The sequence below is a fragment of the Pseudomonas sp. C8002 genome, assembly GCF_013385765.1.
Classification (GTDB): Bacteria; Pseudomonadota; Gammaproteobacteria; order Pseudomonadales; family Pseudomonadaceae; genus Aquipseudomonas.
In genome coordinates, this window is the sequence record NZ_JACAPJ010000004.1 from 142,759 (window position 1) to 162,302 (window position 19,544).

Annotated in this window: 21 protein-coding genes; 9 read left to right on the top strand and 12 right to left on the bottom strand. The window is 60.5% G+C overall.

Annotated elements, in window-relative coordinates; genetic code table 11:
* Nucleotides 1-16: 16 nt before the first annotated feature.
* On the bottom strand, nt 17-595 hold the full coding sequence (locus tag HX814_RS06020) for a fimbrial protein (protein ID WP_003218890.1): 579 nt from the start codon (nt 593-595) through the stop codon (nt 17-19).
* 437 nt (nt 596-1,032) lie between these two features.
* Between HX814_RS06020 and mqo the strand changes: the two genes are divergently transcribed.
* Nucleotides 1,033-2,679 carry a malate dehydrogenase (quinone) gene (gene mqo, locus HX814_RS06025; protein ID WP_003218888.1) on the top strand — a complete coding sequence of 549 codons (1,647 nt, stop codon included), beginning with the start codon at nt 1,033-1,035 and terminating at the stop codon, nt 2,677-2,679.
* Nucleotides 2,680-2,764: 85 nt separating this feature from the next.
* On the opposite strand, the gene HX814_RS06030 is transcribed toward mqo, so the two are convergent.
* Nucleotides 2,765-3,418 carry an NADPH-dependent F420 reductase gene (locus HX814_RS06030; RefSeq protein ID WP_008437644.1) on the bottom strand — a complete coding sequence of 218 codons (654 nt, stop codon included), beginning with the start codon at nt 3,416-3,418 and terminating at the stop codon, nt 2,765-2,767.
* A 97-nt stretch (nt 3,419-3,515) separates the two neighbouring features.
* Between HX814_RS06030 and HX814_RS06035 the strand changes: the two genes are divergently transcribed.
* Nucleotides 3,516-4,412 (top strand): LysR family transcriptional regulator, encoded by an 897-nt coding sequence (locus HX814_RS06035; RefSeq protein WP_173883044.1) that lies wholly within the window; start codon nt 3,516-3,518, stop codon nt 4,410-4,412.
* On the opposite strand, the gene HX814_RS06040 is transcribed toward HX814_RS06035, so the two are convergent.
* On the bottom strand, nt 4,409-5,257 hold the full coding sequence (locus HX814_RS06040) for a LysR substrate-binding domain-containing protein (RefSeq protein ID WP_134325972.1): 849 nt from the start codon (nt 5,255-5,257) through the stop codon (nt 4,409-4,411). The two genes, HX814_RS06035 and HX814_RS06040, sit on opposite strands and share 4 nt — an antisense overlap.
* A 97-nt stretch (nt 5,258-5,354) precedes the next feature.
* Here HX814_RS06040 and HX814_RS06045 point away from each other — a divergent pair, with 97 nt between their 5' ends.
* Together HX814_RS06045 and HX814_RS06050 are read left to right on the top strand one after the other, a co-directional pair.
* Entirely contained in the window at nt 5,355-6,254 is a 900-nt protein-coding gene (locus HX814_RS06045) for a DMT family transporter (protein ID WP_177008104.1), read from the top strand.
* A 160-nt stretch (nt 6,255-6,414) separates the two neighbouring features.
* Nucleotides 6,415-6,744 (top strand): YXWGXW repeat-containing protein, encoded by a 330-nt coding sequence (locus tag HX814_RS06050; protein ID WP_023659079.1) that lies wholly within the window; start codon nt 6,415-6,417, stop codon nt 6,742-6,744.
* Nucleotides 6,745-6,759: 15 nt separating this feature from the next.
* Here the strand turns inward: HX814_RS06050 and HX814_RS06055 are convergent, their stop codons facing one another.
* The 3 genes from HX814_RS06055 to HX814_RS06065 form a co-directional block, all read right to left on the bottom strand.
* Entirely contained in the window at nt 6,760-7,134 is a 375-nt protein-coding gene (locus HX814_RS06055) for a hypothetical protein (RefSeq protein WP_032899669.1), read from the bottom strand.
* A gap of 74 nt (nt 7,135-7,208) precedes the next feature.
* A complete protein-coding gene (locus tag HX814_RS06060; RefSeq protein ID WP_177008103.1) occupies nt 7,209-7,604 on the bottom strand; it encodes a PIN domain-containing protein in 396 nt (131 codons plus the stop codon).
* Nucleotides 7,601-7,915 carry an AbrB/MazE/SpoVT family DNA-binding domain-containing protein gene (locus HX814_RS06065; RefSeq protein ID WP_003218872.1) on the bottom strand — a complete coding sequence of 105 codons (315 nt, stop codon included), beginning with the start codon at nt 7,913-7,915 and terminating at the stop codon, nt 7,601-7,603. The genes HX814_RS06060 and HX814_RS06065 overlap by 4 nt, the downstream gene beginning before the upstream one ends.
* Nucleotides 7,916-8,013: 98 nt before the next feature.
* On the opposite strand from HX814_RS06065, the gene HX814_RS06070 reads away from it, so the two are divergent.
* On the top strand, nt 8,014-8,406 hold the full coding sequence (locus tag HX814_RS06070) for a RidA family protein (protein WP_003218870.1): 393 nt from the start codon (nt 8,014-8,016) through the stop codon (nt 8,404-8,406).
* A 1-nt stretch (nt 8,407) separates the two neighbouring features.
* Here the strand turns inward: HX814_RS06070 and ppnN are convergent, their stop codons facing one another.
* Together ppnN and HX814_RS06080 are read right to left on the bottom strand one after the other, a co-directional pair.
* A complete protein-coding gene (gene ppnN / locus HX814_RS06075) occupies nt 8,408-9,781 on the bottom strand; it encodes a nucleotide 5'-monophosphate nucleosidase PpnN (protein WP_003218868.1) in 1,374 nt (457 codons plus the stop codon).
* 147 nt (nt 9,782-9,928) lie between these two features.
* The gene (locus tag HX814_RS06080) at nt 9,929-10,753 is read right to left on the bottom strand and encodes an aspartyl/asparaginyl beta-hydroxylase domain-containing protein (protein WP_177008102.1); all 825 of its coding nucleotides are present in this window, start codon (nt 10,751-10,753) and stop codon (nt 9,929-9,931) included.
* Nucleotides 10,754-11,138: 385 nt separating this feature from the next.
* Here HX814_RS06080 and fabV point away from each other — a divergent pair, with 385 nt between their 5' ends.
* Together fabV and HX814_RS06090 are read left to right on the top strand one after the other, a co-directional pair.
* Complete coding sequence (fabV, locus tag HX814_RS06085; protein WP_003218863.1) at nt 11,139-12,332, top strand: enoyl-ACP reductase FabV; 1,194 nt, start codon at nt 11,139-11,141, stop codon at nt 12,330-12,332.
* A 100-nt stretch (nt 12,333-12,432) separates the two neighbouring features.
* Nucleotides 12,433-13,056, top strand: coding sequence for an HAD family phosphatase (locus tag HX814_RS06090; protein ID WP_003218862.1), 624 nt, complete (start codon nt 12,433-12,435; stop codon nt 13,054-13,056).
* Here HX814_RS06090 and HX814_RS06095 read toward each other — a convergent pair.
* A complete protein-coding gene (locus HX814_RS06095; RefSeq protein ID WP_177008101.1) occupies nt 13,053-13,958 on the bottom strand; it encodes a LysR family transcriptional regulator in 906 nt (301 codons plus the stop codon). The two genes, HX814_RS06090 and HX814_RS06095, sit on opposite strands and share 4 nt — an antisense overlap.
* A 103-nt stretch (nt 13,959-14,061) precedes the next feature.
* Between HX814_RS06095 and HX814_RS06100 the strand changes: the two genes are divergently transcribed.
* Entirely contained in the window at nt 14,062-15,231 is a 1,170-nt protein-coding gene (locus HX814_RS06100; RefSeq protein ID WP_102368414.1) for an aspartate aminotransferase family protein, read from the top strand.
* Nucleotides 15,232-15,296: 65 nt separating this feature from the next.
* Here the strand turns inward: HX814_RS06100 and punR are convergent, their stop codons facing one another.
* A complete protein-coding gene (gene punR, locus HX814_RS06105; RefSeq protein ID WP_003218855.1) occupies nt 15,297-16,229 on the bottom strand; it encodes a DNA-binding transcriptional activator PunR in 933 nt (310 codons plus the stop codon).
* Nucleotides 16,230-16,351: 122 nt separating this feature from the next.
* Here punR and punC point away from each other — a divergent pair, with 122 nt between their 5' ends.
* Nucleotides 16,352-17,545 (top strand): purine nucleoside transporter PunC, encoded by a 1,194-nt coding sequence (gene punC, locus HX814_RS06110; protein ID WP_008437667.1) that lies wholly within the window; start codon nt 16,352-16,354, stop codon nt 17,543-17,545.
* On the opposite strand, the gene HX814_RS06115 is transcribed toward punC, so the two are convergent.
* Together HX814_RS06115 and HX814_RS06120 are read right to left on the bottom strand one after the other, a co-directional pair.
* Nucleotides 17,542-18,375, bottom strand: a complete 834-nt coding sequence (locus tag HX814_RS06115) for a nucleoside-binding protein (protein WP_102368416.1) — start codon at nt 18,373-18,375, stop codon at nt 17,542-17,544. The genes punC and HX814_RS06115 overlap by 4 nt on opposite strands.
* A 144-nt stretch (nt 18,376-18,519) precedes the next feature.
* Nucleotides 18,520-19,470 (bottom strand): LysR family transcriptional regulator, encoded by a 951-nt coding sequence (locus HX814_RS06120; protein WP_177008100.1) that lies wholly within the window; start codon nt 19,468-19,470, stop codon nt 18,520-18,522.
* Nucleotides 19,471-19,544: the final 74 nt, after the last annotated feature.

Below are 19,544 nucleotides of genomic sequence, written 5' to 3' on the forward strand. Positions count from 1 at the left end.
CGGTGTTGACGAGCAATTACTTGTAGGTAACGTCGAAGCTGGCCAGCGCGTGCACCTGACCGGTGCTGATGCCGGAGGTGGTCACCGCGTCGTCGCCTTCACCGGTGGTGGTGTCGGCGACGGTGCGCACGTAGGCAGCGGTAAAGTCGAAGGTATTGGACTGTGCACGCAGGTCGTAATCGGCGGTCGGCGTGTTCAGTGGCAGTTTGTTGCCGTTACGGGAGTCGGTGATCTGGATCGCGATGCCGCGCACCTGGTTTTCACCGGTCAGGCCCAGTAATGTCGGGTCGCTGGCGTCTTGCTGGCCGCTGAAGGTGATCGCGACGTTTTTACGGGTCGCGGTGCTGCAGTTGTCCAGGCTGATGGAAAACGGCTTGGCTTTATCGGTGAGCACCGAACCCACGGTGGGCGCGAAGTCAGCGATGCGCACCGGGTCCAGAGTCACCGACTTGTTCACGTCGCCGGTGGTGATGGTGCAGGCGTTATCGGTGACGGAACCGGTGAATTCGATCTGCCCGTCCGCCGCCTGAGCGGTGCCGGCCAGCAACCAGCAAGCGCCGCAGGCGAGGGTGAGTTGGCTCAGTTTGTTCAGCATTGCAGTGCCTCTTTTAAGAGAAGGAAGGTTGTCTGCCTACCCGTCAGGTAAGCCAATCCATAGTGCAATGCTGTGTTTTAGAGGCACATGAGACGGATCTTAAAAACTGGCGAACTGATGGCCGCCCGACCGCTGAGTCCATATAAGGCGCCGAGCGTGATATTCTGCGCGCCATCTTGGTCTAGCCTCTATCGAGTACGTACACCCGTATACGTCCCGGTGGTTAGCTGGCGCCCAGGTAGCTGAAGCCAATAATGATAAGAAGTCAGCGCAGAAGGGACATAAAAGTGAGGTCGATACGTCGGCCTTGTGTGCCCACCCTGCGGTCCCCGAATGAATGTGCACACCCCGCGGTGCGTTGCCTGGCGCAGCGTGATTGAGGGTTGCCCATGATCAGGGGCAGTGGGGCGGATGGCGTTTTATCATAGGTGCTACTGATGTTTAAAAAAGTAAACACTGCCCTGCTGGGGCTGGCTTTGTCGATGGGGATCACTTCCGTTCACGCGGAAGAGGCAAAGAAAGTCGATGTGCTGCTGATCGGCGGCGGCATCATGAGTGCAACCCTGGGTGTGTGGCTCAATGAGCTGCAACCGGATTGGTCGATGGAGATGGTCGAGCGCCTCGATGGCGTGGCCGAAGAAAGCTCCAACGGCTGGAACAACGCCGGTACCGGTCACTCGGCTTTGGCTGAGCTGAACTACACCCCGGAAGACAAGAACGGCAACGTTGAGATCCCGAAAGCGGTCGAGATCAACGAAGCGTTCCAGATCTCCCGTCAGTTCTGGTCCTGGCAGGTTCAGCAGGGCGTCCTGAAGAACCCGCGTTCGTTCATCAACTCCACTCCGCACATGAGCTTCGTGTGGGGCGATGACAACATCAAGTTCCTGAAGAAGCGTTACGAAGCGCTGCAGGCGAGCCCGCTGTTCGCCGGCATGCAGTACTCCGAGGACCCGGCGCAAATCGCCAAATGGGTTCCGCTGATGATGGAAGGGCGTGACCCGAACCAGAAAATCGCGGCCACCTGGACCCCGATCGGTACGGACGTGAACTTCGGCGAGATCACACGCCAGTTCGTCGCTCACCTGCAAACTACGCCGAAGTTCGACCTGAAACTGTCGAGCGAAGTGCAGGACATCACCAAGAACGCCGATGGCACCTGGCGTGTCAGCTACAAGAACCTGAAAGACGGCACCAAGACGGAAACCGACGCCAAGTTCGTGTTCATCGGCGCGGGCGGCGGTGCACTGCACCTGCTGCAGAAGTCGGGCATTCCTGAAGCCAAGGAATACGCGGGCTTCCCTGTTGGTGGTTCGTTCCTGGTCACCGATAACCCAACGATTGCCGAGCAGCACCTGGCCAAGGCCTACGGTAAAGCTTCCGTTGGCGCACCGCCGATGTCGGTTCCGCACCTGGACACCCGCGTGCTGGATGGCAAGCGCGTGATTCTGTTTGGCCCATTCGCTACCTTCTCGACCAAGTTCCTGAAAGAAGGCTCGTACCTGGACCTGCTGACCAGCACCACCACCCACAACATCTGGCCAATGACCAAAGTCGGTATCCGCGAATACCCACTGGTCGAGTACCTCGCCGGCCAACTGATGCTGTCGGATGACGACCGCTTCAAGGCGCTGCAAGAGTACTTCCCGAACGCCAAGAAAGAAGACTGGCGCCTGTGGCAGGCCGGTCAGCGTGTGCAGATCATCAAGCGTGACGAAGAGCAGGGCGGCGTCCTGAAACTCGGTACCGAAGTGGTCAGCTCCGCCGACAACACCATCGCCGGCCTGTTGGGTGCATCGCCAGGCGCGTCCACCGCGGCTCCGATCATGCTGACCGTGCTGCAGAAAGTGTTCAAGGAACAGGTTGCTTCCCCGGCCTGGCAGGAAAAGCTGCACCAGATCGTGCCTAGCTACGGCACCAAGCTGAACGACAGCCCTGAAGCTGTGGCTAAAGAATGGGCCTACACCGCCAACATTCTGCAGCTGACGCCTCCACCTGCGATTCCGCAGCTGACTGCTCCGAAAGCCACCGAGGCTGCAAAGCCTGCGGCTGAGCCGAGCAAGCCAGCTTCTGACCTCGCGCTGTAAGACGTTGGTGAGGTCCTGATTCAGGGCCTGCGCAACGTAAAAAGCCCGCTGAACCGGTGACGGTCAGCGGGCTTTTTTGCAGGTGTCACCAATGAGCGGGTACTTCGACCTGCCGCTCTGCAGCTGCCAACGCTGCCTTCAGTCCCTCTTTATCCAGAGGTATGCAGTAGGCCGGCTTGGCGCGTTCAAACCGCCAGCTCTCATCCAGCCCACCGGCATCTACTGCGTCGAAGCCGATCTCGTCCAGCAGGGCGATGACTTGCGCCTTGGCTGCCGGGTCATCCGCCGCGACCGGGAGCGCGCGCCGGTCGGGTGCGCCGCGGCTGCGAGCATCCTGGGTCAGGTCCGGCGCCAGGATAGCGTTGAACACTTTCACCACATTTGATTGCGACAGGTGCTCGGCCACCAACCGACTGGTGGTGGTTTCAAAGCGGTCGAGCACGGGAATATGGCCGTCGCGGTTCGGGTAGTAGTTGTTGGCATCCATCACGGTTTTGCCTTCCAGCCACTGCGCCGGCACGCTGCGGTAATGTTCGAACGGAATCGCCAGCAGGACCAGTTCGCCAAATTGCGCGGCGTCTTGCGCAGTACCCACTTGAACCCCACGAATGCCACTCAGCACGCTGCTCATCGACTGCGGGCCGCGGGAGTTGCTCAACATCACTTCATGGCCGGCCGCCAACGCCAACTGCGCAACGGCGCGTCCGATAAAGCCTGCTCCGATAATGCCAATTTTCATGTCGGTGCTCCTGAGTTGAGAGAGACGTTATGATGATTGGCTACTGGATGAGGATAAATGGCCGTTCTGGTCTTGGTGTTGTTACTGGGAGTTGTGAATGATGGACCGCCTTTCAAGCATGAGTGCCTTTGTGATGGCTGCCGAACTGGGGTCCTACGCCCGTGCTGCCGAACGCCTGGGAATGTCGCCGCAGATGGTAGCCAAGCATGTGGCGGCGCTGGAGCGGCGGCTGGGCGCACGCCTGCTCAACCGCACCACACGCCGGCAAAGCCTGACGGAGTTGGGAAGCGCGTACTACGAGCGCTGCAAACATATCCTGACAGAGGCAGAGGCCGCAGACTCCCTCGCCCAGATCATGAATGACACACCACGGGGCAAGCTCAAGATCAGCGCCCCAGTGACTTTTGGCTCCTACAGCCTGATGCCACTGGTGACCGAATTTTTACGCGACAACCCCGAGGTGGAAATCGACCTGCACCTGACCGACCGGTTTGTCGACCTGGTGGAGGAGGGCTACGAAGTGGCGTTCCGTATCGGCCCGCTGGCGAACAGCAGCCTCACCGCCCGGCCGCTGCAGCCCTACCGTCTGGTGGTCTGTGCGGCACCCAAATACCTGGCCGAGCGCGGCACGCCGCTGACGCCCGCTGACCTTGAACACCACGAGTGCCTGGGATACGCCTACTGGTCACGCCCGGCTGATCGCGAATGGTCGTTCTACCAAGGCGCCGTCCTGCACAAGGCCCAGGTTGCCAGCCGCCTGCACGTGAATGAAAGCCGAGCCTTGATGTCGGCCGCGCGGGATGGTTTCGGGATTGTGCTGGGGCCTGAGGATTTCTTGCGCTCGGCCCTCAAGAGCGGTGAGTTGGTGCGAGTGCTGCCGGACTATGAGGCGCCAAGTCGGCAGATGCATTTGCTCTACACCGCGAATCGCCAGCGCACCGCCAAGCTGCGGCGATTTGTCGATGCGGTGCTGTTGCGTTTCGGACCACCCTAGACGCTGAAGCCGGCCTTGACCTGCTCATACAGATGCAGTGCCAACAGGTTGCTGCTGTCGCCAAGCAGGTACAGGTGATGCAGCGGCAGCGGCGGCAGTTCAGCTCCAGCAATCTGGCGCGTCAATCCCTTACCCATGCGGCTTTCTTCCACCAACCCCACCGCCATGCCACTGCGGATACACGCTTCAACAGCGGGCGAACTCGCGCTTTCCAGCAGCACCCGATAGTAAGTGCCGTGCTCCTTCAGCGCTCGAATCGCTGCAGCGCGATAAGGGCAACCTGTCAGTTGCACGGCAATCGGCAGTGGCGCCTGCGGTGGGCAGCTGAAGTGTTCGGCGGCCACCCACAGCGGCTGGATTTCTCCCAGGCGCTCGCCTTGTTCCAACGGCTGGGCGCTGACAATCAGGGCCAGGTCCAGCTGCCTGCTGGCGAACAGCGTGAGCAGTTCGCCACTGGAGCGCGCTTCTACCTCCAGTTCCAGCAGTGGATTGTCGGCGACCAGGCGGGGCAGGAACTCCTGCATGAAGTCTGGCGCGTAAGAATCAGGCAAACCCAGGCGAATCTTGCCCTGCATGCGTTGCGGCGTGAGGGAGGCCAGCAAGCGGTCGTGGCTCTTGAGGAATTCGGTGGTTTCGCCCAGGAGTTTCTTGCCGTACATCGTCAGTTCAACCCCCTGGTTGCTGCGGCTGAACAGGCGTTGGCCGACCTGGTCTTCGAGCTTCTGGATCTGCGTGGTCACCGTCGAGGCACTGCGATGCACATGATTGGCCGCTTCGTTGAATCGCTGGAAGCGGGCCACCGCGTGGAAAGTGCGCAACAGATCAATATTCAGTTGTTTGCTCATGATTCCACTTTTAAGGATTAGTGGTACAGATTATTCAAATATACAGAATCATGCTCGGCACTTAGCCTTTTGGTCAATCAAGCGAACCGGAGGCTCAATGAAGCGATCAACCGTGGGGCTGTTGCTGTTACAGGCGGTGTTCGTGCTGTCGTGGAGTTCGGGGTTTATCGGCGCGAAACTGGCGACCCGGAGTGATGGCGTGTTCAACGTGCTGTTCTGGCGTTTCTTGCTGGTGTCGTTGTGCCTGGCGCTGTTTTTGAACGTGCGGCTGCTGAAGGTTTCCTGGGCACAGATCCGCCATCACGCGGTGGTGGGTTTCCTCTCGCAGTTTCTCTATTTGACCTGTGTCTACGTGGCGATCCAGAACGGTTTGCCGCCGGGGATTGCGGCGATCATCGCGGCCCTGCAGCCATTGATGACGGCGGCGCTGTCATCGGGTAGCCACGCCGAACGCAGCGGCGGCTGGCAGTGGCTGGGGTTGATGATCGGTTTTGCCGGCGTGTCGATCGTCATCTTCGGGCAATACCGCAACAGCGGGGCCGAAGTCGGGTGGGTCATGTATGCATTGCCCCTGGTGTCGGCACTCGGTCTGACCGTGGCCACGCTGTACGAACGGCGGGCGGCCCGCACAGACTCCGGCGACCTGAGCCTGGCGTTGTTTATCCAGTCGTTGCTGACCTTGATCGGCTTTGCTGCAGCGGTGCTGTACACCGATACGCTGAGCATTCCGCGGACCCCCGACGTATTGATCTCCATCGTTTGGCTGACGGTGTTCTCTACCTTCGTGGCTTACCTGAGCCTGTGGATGTTGTTGCGCGTGATGACGGCCACCCATGTGGCGACATTGGTGTACCTGGAGCCTCCCGTGACACTGGTGTGGGCGGCGCTGATGTTTGGCGATGAGATTCATGCGTCGACGTATGCAGGGATCGCCGTGGTGGTGGCCGGGCTGATTCTGGTGCGACTGAAACAGCCGGTCGCAGTCTGTGCCTCTTGAAAAGGTCAGTTTTTCTTTACCTGCTGTCTGCCCGTGGGTTCAGCAAGCTGACAGTTGGCACCTGTTAAAAAGTCTTATAGCCAAGCAGGAGCGCGGCTGGAACAAGGGGGCACTTTTTTTACCGGTATAAACGCTGGGCGGTCACGCCCGAGGATTCTGTATGTTGTTACGTTATGCGGCATTGGCGGCTTTGGTCGTCGCGGCTTCCGGGTGTGTAGAGGAGCGGGTCGTGCATGATCGACGACCGGTGCAGCGTGAATATGTAGAAGTCGTCGCGCCGCAACCGCCGCCGGTGCAGGTCATCGAGGTCGAGCCCGAAGGGCGGCCAGGTTACCTGTGGTCGCGTGGCTACTGGCGTTGGGAAGGCGGGCGCTATGTGGCGGTTCACGGCCACTGGGAGCCGGTACGGCCAGGTTATCGTTATGTCCACCCGCATTGGGAGCAGCGTAACGACGGCTATCACTGGCAGGGCGGCGGTTGGGTTCGCTGACCGTTTTCCGATGGCTTAAATCGGCTTCTTCGTACCCAGAAGCCGAACTTCCCTGAGCAGCGCCGCGCCCAACTGGCCGGTGCCAAGCTCCTTGTAACCTACCGCTTTAACATCGCCATTCTCTTCCGCCTGGATGAGGATCACCGGTGTTTCCTTGCCGGTGCCTTCGTCGACATGCATGGCGTACTGCGGGATATCCAGCTTGATCGGCGTGCCTGCCGCCTTGCCCTTCACATTGATCAGAAACGCCGCACAACCGGTGTCCACATCCTGACTGGTAGCGGAGCGACCGCTGACAAAGCAGGTGTCGGGCAGGTCGGGCCAGGCGATGGCTTCGGCGAGGGTCAATGGGGACGTTAATGCCAGGCCGGCGAGAAAAAGCGTGCGCACGTTGGTCTTGTCTCTGGATAAAGTCAGTAAGGGCATTTTCTACCAAAGCCTTGACGCTTCTGCAACGCGACGCCTCAGGTCAGCCGCCGCATGCCGGTAGCCTCGGCCGCGCTGACATCAAATGTCGCCGTATATTCACAGCCTGCTGCGTGGGCGCAGCGTTCAATCAGGCAGTCGGCGAAATCGGCCCTGGTGCTTGTAAATCGCCGGAGTGCCTGCCAGATAACGTCGGCGTGCTCTACGGTCAGTTCGCGGGTACGCAGCAGCGTCTCCAGGACCGCAACCACTTCACTCTTGGCTGACTGGTAACTGGACTGCAGGACCCACACCAGTTCCACCACTGAAACCAGGCTGACAAAACCCGGCGAGGCAGTGGTGAGCGACTCGATCAGTCTGGATGCCTTTGGCGATTGGACGGGATCATCCTGGGTGACGTAACGCACCAGCACATTGGTATCCAGTCCAATCATCGTGCTTTGGCTCCCTGTGCAGCGATGGCCAGGTTCATTTCTTCGATGCTGACGGGCTTGGCGGGTTTGCGGATCAGCCCTTTGAGGTCCAACACAGTCTTGCTGGCCGCGATGATCGCAAACTTGCCCTCTTCCATTTCGACGAATTCGACCCGGTCGCCAGTGTTCAGCCCAAGTGCGGCCCTGACTTGAACGGGAATGGTTATTTGGCCTTTTGAAGTGAGTGTGGCGGTAGCCATGTTGAAAGCCTCTCTCGTGATACTCCTTACCTTAGGGTAAGGAATAGTGGAGGGCAAGATCCATTGGTCCATAGGTTACTCATCTGGCGTGGGTGGGTCGGAACAGGTAAAACGATAGTCCGAACGTTTCCCGTCGACACGCCTGAAACCAGCCTTAAGAGATACAACATATGACCGACCGCCACCTCATCATCCCCACTTCCATGCACCCCATCGTCGAGCGCGCCGGCTACGTCCCGGCCGTAAAAGTCGGCAAGACCCTGTACTGCGCAGGGCAGGTCGGCCGCACCGAACACCTGGAAGTCATCACCGATCCCGAGGCACAGTTCGTCGCCGCCTGGGAGAGCCTGCGCCTGGTATTGGAGGAGGGGGGCTGTACGTTTGAAGACGTGGTCGACATGACCACCTACCACGTGAACATGAGCGAGCACATGGCGGTTTTCCGTGAAGTGAAAAACCGCCTGTTCCCTCGCGGGTTGTGCGCCTGGACGGTCATTGGCGTATCAGAACTGGCCAACCCGGGCTTGCTGCTGGAGATCAAGTGCGTAGCGGTTCAGCGCTGACTCACTGCACCACGCGGTAGCACGGCACGTAGGCGGCGCCGCCTGGCAGTTTCATCCGGTGCTGCTCTACGAACGCCTTCAGCAACTCATCCAGCGGTTTCATGATCGCCGGGTCGCCATGAATCTCATACGGCCCGTTCTGCTCGATCAGGCGGATGCCCTTGTCCTTGACGTTGCCCGCCACAATCCCCGAGAACGCCCGGCGCAGGTTGGCCGCCAGTTCATGGGGCGGCAGCGCGTGGCTCAGTTGCAGGCTGGCCATGTTGGCGTGGGTCGGGTCGAACGGGCGCTGGAAGCCCTCGTCGATCTTCAGCAGCCAGTTGAAGTGGAACGCGTCGTTGCGCTCGCGGCGGAACTGTTTGACCGCTTTCAAGCCGACGGTCATCTGCCGGGCCACTTCAGCCGGGTCATCAATGATGATCTGGTAATGAGCCTGCGCCGCTTCGCCCAGGGTCGCGCCGACGAACGCGTGCAACTGTTGCAGGTACGGCGCGGCGTGTTTCGGCCCGGTGAGGATCACCGGGAACGGCACGTCGCGGTTGTCCGGGTGCATCAGGATGCCCAGCAGGTACAGGAACTCTTCGGCGGTGCCGGCGCCGCCCGGGAAGATGATGATGCCGTGGCCGACGCGCACGAAGGCTTCCAGGCGCTTTTCGATGTCCGGCAAAATCACCAGCTCATTGACGATCGGGTTCGGCGCCTCGGCGGCGATGATCCCCGGTTCGGTCAGGCCCAGGTAGCGCCCGCCGGTAATGCGTTGCTTGGCGTGGGAAATGGTCGCGCCCTTCATCGGGCCTTTCATCACGCCGGGGCCGCAGCCGGTGCACACGTCGAGGCTGCGCAGGCCGAGTTCGTGGCCGACTTTCTTGGTGTATTTGTATTCTTCGGTATTGATCGAGTGCCCGCCCCAGCACACCACGATCTTCGGCTCGACGCCCGGGCGCAGGGTGCGGGCGTTGCGCAGCAGGTGGAACACGTAGTCGGTGATGCCCTGGGAGCTGCTCAGGTCGATGCGCTGGCTGTCCAGTTCGTTTTCGGTGTAGACGATGTCACGCAGGGCGCTGAACAGCATCTCCCGGGTACTGGCAATCATTTCACCATCGACGAACGCGTCAGCCGGGGCATTCAACAGTTCCAGGCGCACGCCACGGTCCTGCTGGTGGATGCGCACTTCGAAATCTTTATAGGCGTCGAGGATGGTCTTGGCGTTGTCGATGTGCGCGCCGGTGTTGAGGATGGCCAGGGCGCATTGACGGAAGAGGGTGTAGATGCTGCCGGTACCGGCTTCGCTCAGTTGCTGGACTTCACGTTGCGACAGCGTTTCAAGGCTGCCTTTAGGGCTTACGGAGGCATTGATGACTTGTCTTTGGGGCATTCTGATTCCCTGAAAGCACAGCCACCGGACCATGCATGGCCAGTGGCTTGAGGATAGTGCGCGCCGTTTTCGGTCGCATTGGACTGGCATTTTCCCCGGCACTGGAGCCGAGCGCAAACACCGTCGCGCACCATCATGCCGCAGAAGTTACTGAATCAGCTTCCAGTTTTTGTAGAAAAACCGACGCAGGGTAAAGACTGCTCCGGCAAAGGCCGCGATCAGGCCGTTGAGCACCGACGGCACCAGGGTTGGCCGCACGATGTCGATGAACAGGCAGTAGCGCTTGGCGTCGTTCTTGTTGAAGGAGGCGTGCATCAGCGTGTCATCGAAGATAAACAGCGGATCATCGTGCCAGTAGTGTTTGTGCTTGCCGACCTGGATGTAGACGCCATCGTGATGGGGCGCCGGTGCCATGTTGTAGAGCACGCGGAACATCATGCGCAGCGGGCCGAAGTGAAACGAGGTGGAACGGTTTTCGTTGAATACCGACACGCCGATGGTTTTCACGTAGGGCAGTTTTTCCCGCAGTTGCGGGATATCCAGGGTGGTCTCGATCGGGCGGCCGTACCATTGGAAAAACAGCATGCCGCGTTTTTTCTCGGCCATGCGCTCGTCCAGGTACTGGATGATCTCGTCTTTGTTGGCCATGGCGTCGTCGATCACCTTTTGCAGGTCTTCGCGCCAGGCCGGCGGCAGGTCGTTCATTTTATAAACGTGACGATTACGCTGGCTCAACAAATCGAACAGCGTGTTGAACGGTGCCAGCAGCCAGGTATTGCGGCCGTTGCCGATGAAATACTTCTTGATGGTCGCGCCGTCGTACAGGCCATTGCGCAGGAAATCGTACAGGCCGCAGAACACCACCAGCAGCAGAAACACCAGGGTGGTCTTGGGGAAGCAATAAATGAACAGCAAGACGCCAAGGACCCAGGCGGCGGACGCCAGGCGTTTGCGGATGACACTCTTACTCATGAAACTGGGCTCCATCGGGCGGTTTTCGATTGCTTCAAAACCGTCTGCGATTGACTGGCCGGCCAGGCAAAGGAGTCAGTCAACCCGTGGGGCATCATGCCTGAGCTGAAACATATCGAAATAATATGGTCATGATAGGGTGTTATCGCCCTCACGTGGCGTTTTAAATGCTGGAAATTTGTGAAGTCACTGCACAGATTTTTACCGCTGTCCCCCTAAAACGCCTCGGTGGATGGCCAGGCTGGCGGTGTTGCGGATAGCATTTTGTGAACAGAAGATTTGCGACTATCGTGACGCTTCGGTTTTCCGGGCGTCATAGACCCGTACGATTGACGCTGTAATGGCCACCATTGGCCTTCGGCACCTTGGAAGAGGCAGAAATTTTATGATCATCAAACCGCGGGTTCGTGGCTTTATCTGTGTGACCGCTCACCCGGTTGGCTGTGAAGCGAATGTCAAAGAGCAGATCGACTACGTGACCGAACACGGTGCCATTGAAGGCGGCCCGAAAAAGGTGCTGGTCCTCGGGGCTTCCACCGGCTACGGCCTGGCCGCGCGCATCAGCGCTGCCTTTGGCTGCGGCGCCGACACCCTGGGCGTGTTTTTTGAGAAAGAAGGCGAAGAAGGCAAGCTCAGCTCTGCCGGCTGGTACAACAGCGCCGCCTTCGAGAAGTTTGCGCTGGAAAAAGGCCTGTACGCCAAGAGCATCAACGGCGATGCGTTCTCTGACGAGATCAAGCGCCTGACCATCGAAACCATCAAGAAAGACCTCGGCAAGATCGACCTGGTGGTCTACAGCCTGGCCGCGCCACGCCGTACCGACCCGCAAGGCGTGGTGCACAACTCCACCCTGAAGCCGATCGGCAAGGCTGTGACCCTGCGCGGCATCAACACCGACAAGGGCGTCGTGGTCGACACCACCCTCGAACCGGCCACCCAGGAAGAAATCGACGGCACCGTGAAAGTCATGGGCGGCGAAGACTGGCAGCTGTGGATCGACGCCCTGCGTGACGCCGACGTGTTGGCCGAAGGCGCCAAGACCACTGCGTTCACCTACCTCGGCGAGAAGCTGACCCAGGATATCTACTGGAACGGCTCCATCGGCGAAGCCAAGAAGGACCTGGACAAGAAAGTCCTGACCCTGCGCGAAAACCTCGCGGCGCTGAAAGGCGACGCCCGTGTGTCGGTACTCAAGGCAGTAGTGACCCAGGCCAGCTCGGCGATCCCGATCATGCCGCTGTACCTGTCGTTGCTGTTTAAAGTGATGAAAGAGCAGGGCACCCACGAAGGTTGCATCGAGCAGGTCTACGGCCTGTTCAAGGACAGCCTGTATGGCAAAGAGCCCAAGCTCGACGCCGACGGCCGCCTGCGCGCCGACCTCGCGGAACTTGAGCCTAAGGTTCAGGACGCGGTAGCGGCCCTGTGGAATCAGGTCTCCGATGACAACGTCAACGAGATCAGCGATTTTGCCGGCTACAAGGCGGAATTCCTGCGCCTGTTCGGTTTCGAGATCGACGGCGTGGACTACGACGCTGACGTGAATCCGACCGTGAAGATCAAGGGCCTGATTCAGGCTTAAGCGCTTGCGGTAACGAAGAAGCGGCCTCCAGGGGCCGCTTTTTTGTGCGCGTCATGCCAGACTGCGGCCGTTATCACACCCACGCTAACGGAGGATCTACATGACGATTCGTGCAGTCGTTTTTGATTTCGGCGGTGTCCTGTTCGACTGGAACCCGCACCATCTCTACCGCCAGCTGATTACCGACGACCGGGAGCGCCAACGGTTCCTGGACACCGTCTGCACCCAGGCCTGGAACACCGAGCAGGACGCCGGGCGCAGTCTGGCTGAGGGCACCCGCGCGCTGATCGCCGAACATCCTCAGCATGCACCACTGATCCAGGCGTACTACGACCGCTGGCACGAGATGCTGCGTGGTTCATTGCCGGAGGGCGTGGCGATACTCGAAGCGTTGCATGAGGCGAAGATGCCGCTGTTCGGCCTGACCAACTGGTCCGCCGAGACCTTTCCCTATGCCCGTGCCCACTATCCCTTCCTGCAGTATTTTCGCGACATCGTGGTGTCCGGCGAAATCAAGCTGATCAAGCCCGATCCTGCGATTTACCACGCCAGCCTGGCGCAGGTGCGCGCCCATTTGCCGGATATCCAGCCGGGTGAAGTGGTGTTTATTGACGATGTAGCCGGCAATATCGAGGCGGCCACTGCGCTGGGTTGGCAGGGGATTCACCACGTGTCTGCCGCGCAGACCCGTGAGCGCTTGATCGAGCAGGGGGTGAGCCTCTAGCGCGCCCATTTCTCCATGACGAAGTCCACGAACGCCCGCAGCTTGGGCAGGCGATAGCGGTCCTGGGCGTACAGCAAATGCATGGGCCGGCTGGGCAGTTGGTAGTCCGTCAGTAATGCCACCAGTTTACCGGCCCGCAGGTCTGGCTCGACCAGGGCGTCAGGCAGCATCACGATGCCCATGCCTTCCAGGGCAGCCTGGCGCAAGGCCTGCGAACTGTTGATGGTCAATGAGCCGGAAACCGGAATTTCCACGTCGCCCTCTGCGCCGCGCATTCGCCACAACTTGTCGGCGTTGCGCCAATCGTCGGTCGCCGGGTAAGCGAACGCCAGGCAGTCATGTTGCTGCAGATCATCGGGGCGTTGAGGTGTGCCACGGCGCGCCAGGTACTCCGCAGAGGCGCAGAGGGTGATGGTGTAATCCTGCATGGGGCGGGCAATCAGGCTTGGCGCGTCCAGGTCGCCCAAGCGGATGGCCACGTCGAACCCGCTGTCGACCATGTCCATCCGCTGGTTGCTCAGCACCACGTACAGCTTGATCTGTGGGTAGCGCTGGGAAAATTCGCTGAGCGCCGGTGCCAGGCGTTCGGTGCCAAAGGCCGGTGGTGCGGTGATCCGCAGCAGGCCCTTGGGTACGTCACTGTTGGCTTGTTCGGCCATCTGCTCGGAGTCGGCCACCAGGCCCAGCACCTCCAGGCAACGCTGGTAATAAATCCCGCCAAACTCGGTCAGGCTTTGCTTGCGCGTGGTGCGCTTGAGCAGGCTGACCCCCAGCCTTTGTTCCAGCGCGCGCAGGTGATTGCCGACCATGGTGGTGGACATGCCGCACGCCTGCGCTGCCGCCGTCATGCTGCCGGATTCCACCACTTTTACGTACACCGTCATCGCCTGGAACAGATCCATTATCAAGCCCTGATTTAAAGTGATCGCAGTGTTGTGCAGTTTATCCAGCTCGGGTGGCTAACGATACTGGTGCCATCACTACGATGCACTGGAGCCTGATGCCATGACCGCCGCCTGCCTGATGACCACTTATCAACCGTCGCCCCTGAGCTTTACCCGAGGCCTTGGCACGCGCCTGTGGGACCAGCAGGGCCGTGAATACCTGGATGCGGTGGCAGGTGTGGCGGTGACCAACGTCGGTCATTCCCATCCGCGGCTGGTAGCGGCCATCAGTGAGCAGGCCGGTTTGCTGCTGCACACCTCCAACCTCTACAGCATCGACTGGCAGCAGCGCCTGGCCCAGCGCCTCACCCGGCTCTCCGGGCTGGACCAGGCGTTCTTCAACAACTCCGGTGCCGAAGCCAACGAAACGGCGCTGAAGCTGGCCCGGCTGCATGGCTGGAAAAAGGGTATCGAACAGCCGCTGGTGGTGGTGATGGAGAATGCCTTTCACGGGCGCACCCTGGGCACCCTGTCCGCCAGCGACGGGCCTTCCGTGCGGTTGGGATTTCAAAAACTGCCGGGGGACTTTATCAAGGTCGGCTTCGGTGACTTGAAGGCACTGGAGGCCGTGACCCGGGAGTTTGGCCCGCGCATTGTTGCGGTGCTGCTTGAGCCGATCCAGGGCGAAAGCGGCGTGCAAGTCGCGCCGCCGGGCTATCTGAAAGCCTTGCGCGAGCACTGCACCCGGCAAGGCTGGTTGTTGATGCTCGATGAGATCCAGACCGGGATCGGCCGTACAGGTCGCTGGTTTGCCTTCCAGCATGAAGGCATCGTGCCGGACGTGATGACTTTGGCCAAAGGCCTCGGCAACGGTGTGCCGATTGGCGCGTGCCTGGCCCGGGCCGCTGTTGCGCAACTGTTTACCCCCGGCAGCCACGGCAGCACCTTCGGCGGCAACCCGCTGGCCTGCCGTGTCGGTTGTACGGTGCTGGAGATCATCGAAGAACAAGGCCTGCTGGACAACGCGGCGCAACAGGGTGAGCGGCTGCTGGCGCGCCTGCGGGTGGAATTGAACGAGCATCCCCAGGTGCTGGCGATTCGCGGGCAAGGGCTGATGATCGGCATCGAACTGGCAACGCCTCAGCGCGACCTGGCCCACCGTGCGGCGCAAGAGCATGGCCTGCTGATCAACGTCACGCGGGGCAAGATCATCCGCCTGCTGCCGCCGCTGACCATCGATGCCAAGGAAGTGGAGATGATCGTGCGCGCACTTTCCCGGCTTCTGGACTAAACACGGATGAGGCTGACGCGGAGCGTCACTGGCTGCATTCCCACGCAGAGCGTGGGAACGATCAGTCAAACGGGGTAGCCGGAGCCCACCTGCACCCCGTTCAGCCATTCCTGATTCAGGGTCTCGGTATCCCCCAGGTAATCCAGCAACCAGGCCATGGCCGGCGACAGTTTGTTCTGTGCCCAGGCCACGCACGACGGGCTGGCAGGGAAGGGCCGGGACAGTTGCAGGGCGCTCAGCTCGCCGCGCTCGATCCACGGCTGCACCAGGTGCGCCGGTGCCATGCCGACGCACAGGCCATCCCGCAGGCAATCAATCGCCGAAGCCCAGTGCGGCACCACCAAACGACGCTGGTTATCCAGGGTCCAGGTGTCGCGCTTGGGCAGGTTGCGCGAGGTGTCGGTCATGCACAGGGAGGCGAAGGGCCGCAGTTGGTCATCGCTGAGCAGGCCTTCGACCGCTGCCAGCGGATGCCGGCTGCTGACCACGCACAGCCAGTTCAGCAGGCCCATGTCACGAAATGTGAATTGACTGGCCACCGGCACCGCGCTGGTGGCGCCGATCACGATATCGGTGCGGTCATCGGCCAGGGCATCCCACACCCCGTTGTACACCTCGTAATCCAACAGCAATTCCACCTCCGGGAACTGCCGATAGAAATCCAGTACCAACTGCCGGCAGCGCTGCTGTTTAACGATGGAATCCACCGCGACTTTCAACTGGCCACTCCAGCCATTTGCCACTTGCTGGCACAGCCGGCGGGTGCCGAGCATTTTTTTCATGACGCCGCGGGCTTCGTCGATGAACAATTTACCCGCAGGTGTCAGCTCCACATCCCGATGCCGTCGGACGAACAGCGGCACCGCCAGCCATTCTTCGAGTTGCCGCACGGTGTAGCTGATGGCTGACGGCACGCGGTGCAGTTCCTGGGCGGCGGCGCTGAAGCTGCCGTGGCGGGCCACTGCATCCACCACATCCAGGGAATATTCAGACCACATGGGATTTGCCTTCAAAATTATTGATAAGAATGTCCAATTATTATCGCTTCACAGGGATTTGCTCAGCTTCATAATAGGCGCCAGTCAGCAAATAGTTTGATGGCAGGTTATACAAGGCTTCAATGAAAAATTCTTTTGGATTCACCTGGTACCTGGCGGGGCTGAGCATGCTCGGCTATCTGGCCATGGATATGTACTTGCCGGCGTTTGGCGCCATGGGCGAGCAACTGCAGATTTCCCCCGGCGCGGTGGGCGCGAGCCTGAGCATTTTCCTCGCCGGCTTTGCCGTCGGGCAGTTGCTGTGGGGGCCGCTGTCCGACCGGTTGGGACGCAAGCCGGTGCTGCTTACAGGCCTTTCACTGTTTGTGCTCGGCTGCCTGGGGATGTTCTGGGTCGAGACCGCACCGCAGCTGTTGGCCTTGCGTTTTGTCCAGGCGATTGGCGTGTGTTCCGCCGCCGTCAGCTGGCAGGCGCTGGTGATCGACCGCTACCCGGCGGACAAGGCCCATCGGGTGTTCGCCGGCATTATGCCGCTGATGTCACTGTCTCCGGCCCTGGCGCCATTGCTGGGAGCGCTGATGCTGAATCATTGGGGCTGGCAGGCGATCTTCGGTGTGTTGTTGGTGGTTTCGCTGCTCCTGCTGCTGCCTACGTTGTTTCTCAGGCCGCTGCCGAAACGCCTGACAACCGACGGCGAACCGTCCCGACTCGGCTATGGGCAATTGCTCAAGTCGCGGGTGTTCACCGGCAACGTGATGATCTTTGCCGCATGCTCGGCCAGTTTCTTCGCCTGGCTTACCGCCTCGCCGTTCATCCTTGGCGGGATGGGCTACAGCCCGAATGACATCGGCTTGAGCTACGTATTGCCAACGCTGTCGTTCCTGATCGGTGGCTACAGTTGCCGCAGTGCGTTGCAGCGGTTCCAGGGCAAGACTTTGTTGCCGTGGCTGCTGCTGGCGTACTGCATCAGCATGGTCGCGCTGTACCTCGTCGCGACCTTGACCGTGCCGACGCTCGCCACCTTGCTGATTCCGTTCTGCCTGATGGCCCTGGTCAATGGCGCCAGCTACCCGATCGTGGTGGCGAATGCACTGATGCCGTTTGCGGAAAATTCCGGCAAGGCGGCGGCATTGCAGAACACCTTGCAGTTGGGGTTGTGCTTCCTGGCGAGCCTGATCGTGTCGTCGATGATCGACCAGCCGCTGTTGATCACTGCGATCGTGATGCTGGCGACCGCGCCATTGGCCGTGTTGGGCTACTGGCTGGCGCGACCGAAGGTCGACGATGGCGATGCCGACCTGGTGCGCGCCCGCTAGAACGTCACTTCCATGTTCACCGTCGGCGTTGACGTGCGGCTACCCCGGCCGCCGTCCACGCCGAACTTGTTATGCCAATACTCATACCCGACGCCCAGGTAGAGATTGGGCTTGACGCTTTTGCCCGGGCGCACCGCCACCATCAGCGCGGTGCGCATCAGGGTTTCCGGCGCGGTGTCGCGGCCATGGAAGTCTTCGCCCTTTTCCCCGACGTGATTGATAAACCCCTGAAACTTCGCCCCGTGGTTGCCGATCTCGAAAGGCCGCATCCAGGTCAGGTTGAGCATATAGGTATCGTCGAAGGTGTGATCGGGTTCTTTCGCGCCAGGGATGCCGGAATGGTTTCTTTCCTTGTAGTACATCAGGCTCAGGTCCAGCACGCCGACGGTGTTGAACTTCAAGGTCGGGCCAATCACCAGTGCGCGTTTTTTCGCCGAGGCCAGGTTGTTGTTGCGGTTGGCGTCAAAGCCGAAGGTGAGGGCGTAATCCTTGATCACCCCGGTGCCGAGCGGTACATCGAATACCCGTGAGGCATACAGCTGATGCCGGTACACGGCATACACTTCGCTGCCGCCGTGGTCGGTGCCCTTGCGTGGGTCGCGGCTGTCGGACAGGAACACATCGAGGTTCAGGTAGTTGCTGCCGTACTGGTAGCCGCTGGCGTGGGTGAAGCTGTAGATGCGCTTGCTGAATTCATCCGGGTTGTTCGGGTTGGTGAATTGCTGGCCATAGCGAAATCCCAGGCTGTTGTTCATCCATTCCAGCGCGACAGCCTCCCCGCCGCCGAACAATGTGAGTAATACGGTTGCGCCGTGCAGTGCCTTTTTCATTGTTTTAATTCCTTTGGCGTTTTGGCTCATGGCGACCGCGCAAGGGTCGCCGGGCGCAGTATCGGCACATCCGTTGTAGGTTCCAAAGAACAGAATCTCGCCTGGGCCGATGCCAAAACGGCAGCACTGAAACTGGCCTGAGAGTCAGGAAATACGCGGCGCCCAGGGTGTTTCCTGATGTTCGCGCAAGTTGATTTCTTCACTGAGCAGATGGGCCATGGCTTGCACCGCCATCGGCAAGTCCCGGTCTTTGCGGGCGTATAAGCCGAGGTCGCTGAAGATCCCGCCCTGGTCGCTGAGCGGAATGTGCAGCAGTTCGCCGCGGGCTAAATCTACCTCCACGCCAATGCGCGTCTGGAACGCGATGCCCAGTTGCTGGCGCGCCAGTTGCCGGGCCAGCTCCATCGAGTTGCTGTGCAGCAGTGGCTTGTTCGTCGCCGCCGAACGCTTGTGCAGCGGTGCGATCAGGTGGTGAACCGAGAGCTCGCTCTTGGCCTGGATCACCCCGTGTTCACAGCAGCGCGCGTAACTCACGCTACTTTCACCGGCCAACGGATGCCCCGGTGCCATCAACGCCCCCAGGCGGAAATGGCCGACACACACCTGGATGGTTTCGCTGCTGCGCGGTAAAGCAAAGGCCAGCCCCAGGTCAGCCTGGCCGTTGACCACCGCACCGGGAATCGATTGCGAACCTTGTACCGTGACGCCAATGGTCACTTTCGGATAACGCTCACGCATGCGCTTGAGGGCGGCGGGCAGCAGCTCCACAGTGGCGCCTTCCACCGTGGCGATTTCCACGTGGCCGGTCTGCACACCGTTCAAGCCATCCAGTTCACCGCGCACGCGCTCCACGTCCTGCAACAGGAAACTCACGTGGCGGGTCAGGATTTCCCCGGCCGCCGTCAGGCGCAGGCCGCCGGGCAGGCGCTCGAACAGCGCCGCGCCCACCTCGTCTTCCAGCTTGAGGATCTGCCGGTTCACCGCCGAAGACGCCACGTTCAGGCGGCGCGCGGCTTCGCGGATCGAGTGGCAGCGGCGAACCATGTCGAAGTAGTAAATCGCCGAGGCGTGGATGCGCAGCTTGCGGTTGAGCATTTTTTTCAAGTCCTTGTGCGCAGCGCTTCGAGCCACGGGGCAGGGCGGCTGAATGGATTTTTGTAACGGCGTTC

What these genes read in the sequence shown, in the direction of transcription:
- HX814_RS06095 (WP_177008101.1), bottom strand. Translation starts at nt 13,958, where the DNA reads ATGGATCTGTTCCAGGCGATGACGGTGTACGTAAAAGTGGTGGAATCC.
- HX814_RS06045 (WP_177008104.1), top strand. Translation starts at nt 5,355, where the DNA reads ATGAAGCGATCAACCGTGGGGCTGTTGCTGTTACAGGCGGTGTTCGTG.
- mqo (WP_003218888.1), top strand. Translation starts at nt 1,033, where the DNA reads ATGTTTAAAAAAGTAAACACTGCCCTGCTGGGGCTGGCTTTGTCGATG.
- HX814_RS06115 (WP_102368416.1), bottom strand. Translation starts at nt 18,375, where the DNA reads ATGAAAAAGGCACTGCACGGCGCAACCGTATTACTCACATTGTTCGGC.
- HX814_RS06060 (WP_177008103.1), bottom strand. Translation starts at nt 7,604, where the DNA reads ATGATTGGACTGGATACCAATGTGCTGGTGCGTTACGTCACCCAGGAT.
- punC (WP_008437667.1), top strand. Translation starts at nt 16,352, where the DNA reads ATGAAAAATTCTTTTGGATTCACCTGGTACCTGGCGGGGCTGAGCATG.
- HX814_RS06065 (WP_003218872.1), bottom strand. Translation starts at nt 7,915, where the DNA reads ATGGACCAATGGATCTTGCCCTCCACTATTCCTTACCCTAAGGTAAGG.
- HX814_RS06020 (WP_003218890.1), bottom strand. Translation starts at nt 595, where the DNA reads ATGCTGAACAAACTGAGCCAACTCACCCTCGCCTGCGGCGCTTGCTGG.
- HX814_RS06100 (WP_102368414.1), top strand. Translation starts at nt 14,062, where the DNA reads ATGACCGCCGCCTGCCTGATGACCACTTATCAACCGTCGCCCCTGAGC.
- HX814_RS06030 (WP_008437644.1), bottom strand. Translation starts at nt 3,418, where the DNA reads ATGAAAATTGGCATTATCGGAGCAGGCTTTATCGGACGCGCCGTTGCG.
- fabV (WP_003218863.1), top strand. Translation starts at nt 11,139, where the DNA reads ATGATCATCAAACCGCGGGTTCGTGGCTTTATCTGTGTGACCGCTCAC.
- HX814_RS06070 (WP_003218870.1), top strand. Translation starts at nt 8,014, where the DNA reads ATGACCGACCGCCACCTCATCATCCCCACTTCCATGCACCCCATCGTC.
- HX814_RS06040 (WP_134325972.1), bottom strand. Translation starts at nt 5,257, where the DNA reads ATGAGCAAACAACTGAATATTGATCTGTTGCGCACTTTCCACGCGGTG.
- HX814_RS06090 (WP_003218862.1), top strand. Translation starts at nt 12,433, where the DNA reads ATGACGATTCGTGCAGTCGTTTTTGATTTCGGCGGTGTCCTGTTCGAC.
- HX814_RS06120 (WP_177008100.1), bottom strand. Translation starts at nt 19,470, where the DNA reads ATGCTCAACCGCAAGCTGCGCATCCACGCCTCGGCGATTTACTACTTC.
- punR (WP_003218855.1), bottom strand. Translation starts at nt 16,229, where the DNA reads ATGTGGTCTGAATATTCCCTGGATGTGGTGGATGCAGTGGCCCGCCAC.
- HX814_RS06035 (WP_173883044.1), top strand. Translation starts at nt 3,516, where the DNA reads ATGATGGACCGCCTTTCAAGCATGAGTGCCTTTGTGATGGCTGCCGAA.
- HX814_RS06050 (WP_023659079.1), top strand. Translation starts at nt 6,415, where the DNA reads ATGTTGTTACGTTATGCGGCATTGGCGGCTTTGGTCGTCGCGGCTTCC.
- ppnN (WP_003218868.1), bottom strand. Translation starts at nt 9,781, where the DNA reads ATGCCCCAAAGACAAGTCATCAATGCCTCCGTAAGCCCTAAAGGCAGC.
- HX814_RS06080 (WP_177008102.1), bottom strand. Translation starts at nt 10,753, where the DNA reads ATGAGTAAGAGTGTCATCCGCAAACGCCTGGCGTCCGCCGCCTGGGTC.